6 protein-coding genes and 1 pseudogene are annotated in these 6,137 nt (G+C 53.4%); all 7 read right to left on the minus strand.

Annotated features, from left to right (window positions below):
- A partial coding sequence (locus WFN87_RS23765; protein ID WP_001392608.1) for an IS1 family transposase occupies window positions 1-159 on the minus strand: 159 nt, incomplete at its 3' end.
- Window positions 160-192: 33 nt separating this feature from the next.
- Window positions 193-1,005: a BglG family transcription antiterminator gene (locus WFN87_RS23770; protein WP_336983950.1), complete on the minus strand. Its 813-nt coding sequence runs from the start codon at window positions 1,003-1,005 to the stop codon at window positions 193-195.
- 68 nt (window positions 1,006-1,073) lie between these two features.
- A complete protein-coding gene (locus tag WFN87_RS23775) occupies window positions 1,074-2,477 on the minus strand; it encodes a PTS galactitol transporter subunit IIC (RefSeq protein WP_020323222.1) in 1,404 nt (467 codons plus the stop codon).
- A gap of 45 nt (window positions 2,478-2,522) precedes the next feature.
- Window positions 2,523-2,801 (minus strand): PTS sugar transporter subunit IIB, encoded by a 279-nt coding sequence (locus WFN87_RS23780; RefSeq protein ID WP_020323230.1) that lies wholly within the window; start codon window positions 2,799-2,801, stop codon window positions 2,523-2,525.
- 1 nt (window position 2,802) lies between these two features.
- Window positions 2,803-3,312, minus strand: coding sequence for a PTS sugar transporter subunit IIA (locus tag WFN87_RS23785; RefSeq protein WP_223226985.1), 510 nt, complete (start codon window positions 3,310-3,312; stop codon window positions 2,803-2,805).
- 252 nt (window positions 3,313-3,564) lie between these two features.
- Window positions 3,565-5,109, minus strand: a complete 1,545-nt coding sequence (ilvA, locus tag WFN87_RS23790; RefSeq protein WP_020323225.1) for a threonine ammonia-lyase, biosynthetic — start codon at window positions 5,107-5,109, stop codon at window positions 3,565-3,567.
- 5 nt (window positions 5,110-5,114) lie between these two features.
- Window positions 5,115-6,026, minus strand: a pseudogene (locus tag WFN87_RS23795) (dihydroxy-acid dehydratase domain-containing protein); the annotation flags it as partial.
- Between the last annotated feature and the right edge of the window lie 111 nt (window positions 6,027-6,137).

The raw sequence follows: 6,137 nt of genomic DNA on the forward strand, positions 1-6,137 counted from the left end.
GTGCGTACCGGGTTGAGAAGCGGTGTAAGTGAACTGCAGTTGCCATGTTTTACGGCAGTGAGAGCAGAGATAGCGCTGATGTCCGGCAGTGCTTTTGCCGTTACGCACCACCCCGTCAGTAGCTGAACAGGAGGGACAGCTGATAGAAACAGAAGCCACTGGAGCACCTCAAAAACACCATCATACACTAAATCAGTAAGTTGGCAGCATCACCTCGCTACTGATATTGATTTTACTGATAACGCTCTGCATCAATGTATATTCTCTGCTGCCAATAATGTCAGCGTAGCTGCTCGGGATATTGACCAGACTTTTTCCTGAATCAATACGGTGCAGGACAAAGCAGATAAAATAAATAAGCTCCTGAAGCTGGCGGTCGGTAAACTGAATTTTAAAACGTTTTTCAATTTCGCTGAAAACATTGCCCACCTTTTCCAGATAGTCGCTCATCACATTGTTGTATTGAGCAATAATATTTTTGGCGACCGGGATTTCCAGCACTCGGCGCAGGCAGTTTAGCAACAGGTAGCGTTTTTCCAGCTCCTCACCCAGAATATGATAGCCATTACCCCTGTCATAGCTTATCTCCAGCCCGTGCTCGATAACCTCGGTGCGCACCTTTTTCAGGTCGTTGATAATCGTATTCTGGCTGACGCCCAGCGAAGAGGAGAGATGCAGCAATGAAAGCCGCTCGCTGCGGGTCAACAGCATAAAGATAATCATCTGTCCGCGTTCATCTTCCGAGTAGAGATAGCGATGCTCGGTTTCAGCGGTCTGATTCTGACGAAAATGCTCAATCACATGGCGCGGGATATGCAGTTTCCCGGTTTTCAGGCGGTTGATCCGGTCGAAGTGGTTCGATTCCAGATAATCATTCACCTTTTTCAGCGTATAGCTCAGCTGTTTGCGCGTCAGGCAAAACTGCTCCTCAAGCTTCGTCCCCGTGATGCCGGGATCGTTCACAATGGCATCCAGCACTGCAACCACGCGTTTATCCATAGCCATGTCGACTCTCCTGCAATCAAAAGTCTGGCGGCGGCGCCTGCCGCCAGACATGAACATGAAACCCAGAATTAAGCCTGCTGAGCTTTCTCCTGCTGCTCGGCTTCCAGCTGCGCCAGATTGCTTTCACGACGCAGTTCGCGGGAGTAGAAGAAGTAGCCGCAGCCCCACCACAGCGCAAACACCAGCGGGATAAAGTTGCCTTCCAGGAATTTGAACAGGAAGGAGAAGGCATAGGTAAAGACCGGAGCATCAATGGAGCTATTGGAAATCAGCTGGCCGGCGGGAATGGTAATTGCCTTCGTCGCCTGGCCCAGTTCGGTAATCATTGGCGCAAACTGCGTACCCACGAACAGGAAGAACGGCACCCCGATAATGCTAAGGATCACCATGCGCAGGGTGTTGCCACGCGTCACCAGGTAGGCAGGAACAATCAGGGAAATATTAATAATACCGGCGAAGGGTAAAATCTTATTGCCCGGCAGAATCAGCGCCCAGATGAGCGTGAACGGAATCGCAACGATGATGGCAAACCAGATTTCGCTGGCGCCGCCCATAAATGGCCAATCGATGCCGACGAACAGCTTACGCCCGGAGAATTTCTTGTTCATGTAGTCGCTGATGGCTTCCGAAATAGGCGACAGCGCCTGCATAAAGAGTTTGGAAATCATCGGGAACAGCACCAGCGCCGTTGCGGCCTGAACGCCCAGCATCAGCGTTTTCGCCACACTGTAGCCCGCGATAATGCCGAACAGGATCCCGAGAATAAAACCGATGATATGGTTTTCCGCAAAAACGCCAACTTTTGCGCGCAGCGCGGTGGCATCCATCGGCTTATTGCACACCGGAATTTTGCGCAGCAGCAGATCGAACGGGTAATAAATTGCGCCAAAGAACACCATGCGGTGGGTACAGGTGACGCCGGGGATTCCAGTCAGTTTCTCAATGCGATGCTGGTGAATGTCGCCAGCGTTCAGCTCAACGATAATCTGCAAAGCTGCAATCAGGAACGCCAGCACCAGGCTCCAGACCGGGCCAAACAATGGGGTGGTGACGCTCACTACGATAAACGCGGTAAAGATTTTCCCCCACACGTTCCAGAGGTCGGCGTTGAAGGTATTGGTCTTGTTTAGCATCAACATCACAATGTTTACGCCAACCTGAAGCGGGAACATGGCGAATGCGTAAGGCCAAGCCCAGGAGATATTCGCCATCGTCGTCCAACCGCCGTCGACGATACTCAGTTCAAGGCCGGTGCGGTTCATCATGGTCTGCGCGGCAACCCCGATGGCATCAACCATAAAGCCAATCAGCATGCTCATCCCAACGAAGGCGACGCCTAGCGTGATGGCCGCCGAAGCCGCATCGCGGAATTTCATCCGCACCACCAGCCCGGCTAATAACATGATAAAAGGCACAAAAACCGGCGCGCCTAAATTCAGAATATAATTTATGACTACACCAAGAAAGTCCATAGCACTTCTCCACTAAAATAATTATAAGGATTAAAGAGCTACGCCTTATTTACAGGCATCAATGACCTTTTGTAATTCCTGTTCCATACCCATACCGGTCAGAAATGCGATACCGTTAATCACGGGGATAGGATATTGCTTATCAACTTTAGTAATTGCGATATACGCAGCACTATCCTTAATATGGCTATCGAGAGATTTAAGGTCGATTACTTCAACTTTAATGTGCGACTGGTTACGTTCATTCAATAAGCGAGTCACTTTACTGGCAACTGTTTGTGAGGTCGCAACGCCGCTTCCACAGGCAACAATGACTTTTTTCATTTTATAAATCCTTATCCAATTGCAGTCTTGATGTGAGGGTACAGAGAAAGGTATCTACATCGTCTATCTCGCGTAGGGTCTGGACGACCTGTTCATCAGCAAGGCAGTCCATCAGGTTTTGCAGCGCTGTCAGGTGGCTGCTGTGGTCAATAAAACCAAGAAGAACAATAAATTGAACGTAGAGCGTATTGTCGTCATTCCCCATTTCCTGCCAGGCGAGAGGTTGTGACAGTCGCGTAACAGAGATAAAGGGACGAATGACGTGCTGGGGGTCGGTATGCGGCAGCGCGATAGCCACCGGCAGCGTGGGTAACCCGGTTGGATAGGCTTTTTCTCTGGCAAGAATGGCATCGAGGAAAGAATCCCGAACGTAGCCTTTCTCTTTCAGCAGTAAAAATATCGAAGAAAAAAAGTCCGTGGAATTATTATAATGCTTATCGAGGAACGTAAGCTGAGGCGTTAAATATTTACTTCCTTGCGCATTTTCATTCGGGGTATCAACTATATCCATTCTCATCCGAATATCCTCTCTAACCGCTAAGAATTAACTACCGACAATGTTAATTCAGGAGTTACGGTTGAGCGAGAAGTATTGCCCCCAAAAGATGACCAGAACCTGGCGCAACGCGGTGAGCGTTTTATTATGAATTGCATCACATTTTTATTGTAAGAACAGGCTAACGGGAAAAAATAGAGGGAAGCAGAGACGGGAAAATGAAATAACGAGGGATAACCGCGATGGTTATCCCCCGAGAAACGGTGCTTAGCCTGCCAGGAAGAAACGAAACGCCGGGTTATTGGTCTCGTCGTGGCACTCATAGCCCAGTTCGTTGAGCCGGGTTTCGAAGTCCGGTTCGTTATCGCCCAGCTCAAACGCCGCCAGTACACGGCCATAGTCGGTGCCGTGGCTACGATAATGGAACAGGGAAATATTCCAGTGCGTGCCCAGGGTGTAGAGGAACTTCAGCAGCGCACCCGGCGATTCCGGGAACTCGAAGCTGAACAAACGTTCCTGTAACGGCTTCGACGGACGACCACCGACCATATAGCGCACGTGCAGCTTAGCCATTTCGTCGTCGGAGAGGTCGACGACGCTATAGCCGCCATCGTTGAGCAGATTAAGGATTTCCTTACGCTCTTCGAAGCCGCGACTCAGACGCACGCCCACAAAAATGCAGGCGTTTTTCGCGTCGGCGAAGCGGTAGTTAAACTCGGTGACCGAACGCCCGCCCAGCAGTTGGCAAAACTTCAGGAAGCTGCCCTTCTCTTCCGGGATCGTCACCGCCAGCAACGCTTCACGCTGTTCCCCTAGCTCGCAGCGTTCGGAAACGTAGCGCAGGCCGTGGAAATTGACGTTAGCGCCAGAGAGAATATGCGCCAGACGCTCACCGCGTATGTTGTGCTGAGCGATGTATTTTTTCATCCCCGCCAGCGCCAGCGCCCCGGAAGGTTCCGCTACCGCGCGCACATCTTCAAACAGGTCTTTCATCGCCGCACAGATCGCATCGCTATCGACGGTAATAATGTCGTCGAGATATTCCTGGCACAGACGGAAGGTTTCGTCACCGATACGTTTTACCGCCACGCCTTCAGCAAAGAGACCCACGCGCGGCAGATCCACCGGATGACCGGCATCCAGCGCCGCCTTCAGGCAGGCGGAGTCTTCGGCTTCGACGGCAATCACTTTGATCTGCGGCATCAGCTGTTTGATCAGCACCGCCACGCCCGCCGCCAGACCGCCACCGCCCACCGGCACAAACACGCGGTCGAGGTGTGCGTCCTGCTGGAGCAACTCCAGGGCCAGCGTACCTTGTCCGGCGATCACCATCGGGTGATCGAAAGGCGGAACCCAGGTAAAGCCCTGCTGCTGCGCCAGTTCAATCGCTTTGGCTTTGGCTTCATCAAAGTTAGCGCCGTGCAACAGCACTTCGCCGCCAAAGCCGCGAACAGCATCAACTTTGATATCGGCAGTCGCCACCGGCATGACAATCAGCGACTTCAGGCCCAGACGCGCAGAGGAGAACGCCACGCCCTGAGCATGGTTGCCCGCAGAAGCGGTGATGACCCCACGCGCTTTCTGTTCAGGCGTTAAGCCCGCCATCATCGCGTACGCGCCGCGCAGCTTAAAGCTGTGCACTGGCTGACGGTCTTCGCGCTTGACCAGAATGAAGTTGTCGAGGCGCGAAGAGAGCTTGTCCATTTTTTGCAGCGGCGTTACCTGTACCGCTTCATAGACCGGTGCGCGCAGCACCGCTCTGAGATACTCGGCACCTTCAGGGGTGCCGGATAGGGGCTGTGATTCCGCCATGGTGATTAACCCCCCAGTTTCGATTTATCGCGCACCGCACCTTTGTCGGCGCTGGTTGCCAGGCTGGCATAGGCGCGAAGGGCAAAGGAGACCTGACGTTCACGGTTTTTCGGCGTCCACGCCTGGTCGCCGCGAGCTTCCTGCGCTTCACGACGAGCGGCGATTTCCGCTTCGCTCAGTTGCAGCTGAATGCCACGGTTCGGAATGTCGATAGCAATCATGTCGCCATCTTCGATGATCGCGATATTACCGCCGCTGGCCGCTTCCGGAGAAACGTGGCCGATAGAGAGACCGGAGGTACCGCCGGAGAAACGACCATCGGTGATCAGCGCACAGGCTTTACCAAGCCCCATTGATTTCAGGAAGGTGGTTGGGTAGAGCATTTCCTGCATGCCCGGCCCGCCTTTCGGCCCTTCGTAGCGAATGACCACCACGTCGCCTTCGACCACTTTACCGCCGAGGATAGCTTCAACCGCCTCGTCCTGGCTTTCGTAGACTTTTGCCGGGCCGGTGAATTTGAGGATACTGTCATCCACGCCCGCGGTTTTCACGATGCAGCCGTTTTCCGCGAAGTTGCCGTACAGCACGGCCAGACCGCCATCTTTGCTGTAGGCGTGCTCCAGCGAGCGGATGCAGCCTTCGGCGCGATCGTCATCCAGGGTATCCCAACGGCAGTCCTGCGAGAACGCCTGGGTGGTACGAATACCCGCCGGGCCGGCGCGGAACATTTTTTTGACCGCTTCGTCCTGGGTTACGGTGATGTCGTACTGCTCCAACGTCTGCGGCAGGGTCAGGCCGAGCACGTTTTTGACTTCGCGGTTCAGCAGGCCGGCACGGTCCAGCTCGCCGAGAATGCCCAGCACGCCGCCCGCACGGTGCACGTCTTCCATATGGTATTTCTGGGTACTTGGCGCCACTGGTGATGCTGCCAACTTACTGATTTAGTGTATGATGGTGTTTTTGAGGTGCTCCAGTGGCTTCCATTTCTATCAGCTGTCCTTCCTGCTCCGCTACTGAAGGCGTGGTGC

The organism is Cedecea sp. AS113 (genome assembly GCF_037152415.1).
GTDB lineage: Bacteria > Pseudomonadota > Gammaproteobacteria > Enterobacterales > Enterobacteriaceae > Cedecea.

Bases quoted from the DNA above. Each gene is read 5' to 3' on its own strand.
- ilvA (WP_020323225.1), bottom strand. From the start codon at position 5,109: ATGGCGGAATCACAGCCCCTATCCGGCACCCCTGAAGGTGCCGAGTAT.
- WFN87_RS23780 (WP_020323230.1), bottom strand. From the start codon at position 2,801: ATGAAAAAAGTCATTGTTGCCTGTGGAAGCGGCGTTGCGACCTCACAA.
- WFN87_RS23775 (WP_020323222.1), bottom strand. From the start codon at position 2,477: ATGGACTTTCTTGGTGTAGTCATAAATTATATTCTGAATTTAGGCGCG.
- WFN87_RS23770 (WP_336983950.1), bottom strand. From the start codon at position 1,005: ATGGCTATGGATAAACGCGTGGTTGCAGTGCTGGATGCCATTGTGAAC.
- WFN87_RS23785 (WP_223226985.1), bottom strand. From the start codon at position 3,312: ATGGATATAGTTGATACCCCGAATGAAAATGCGCAAGGAAGTAAATAT.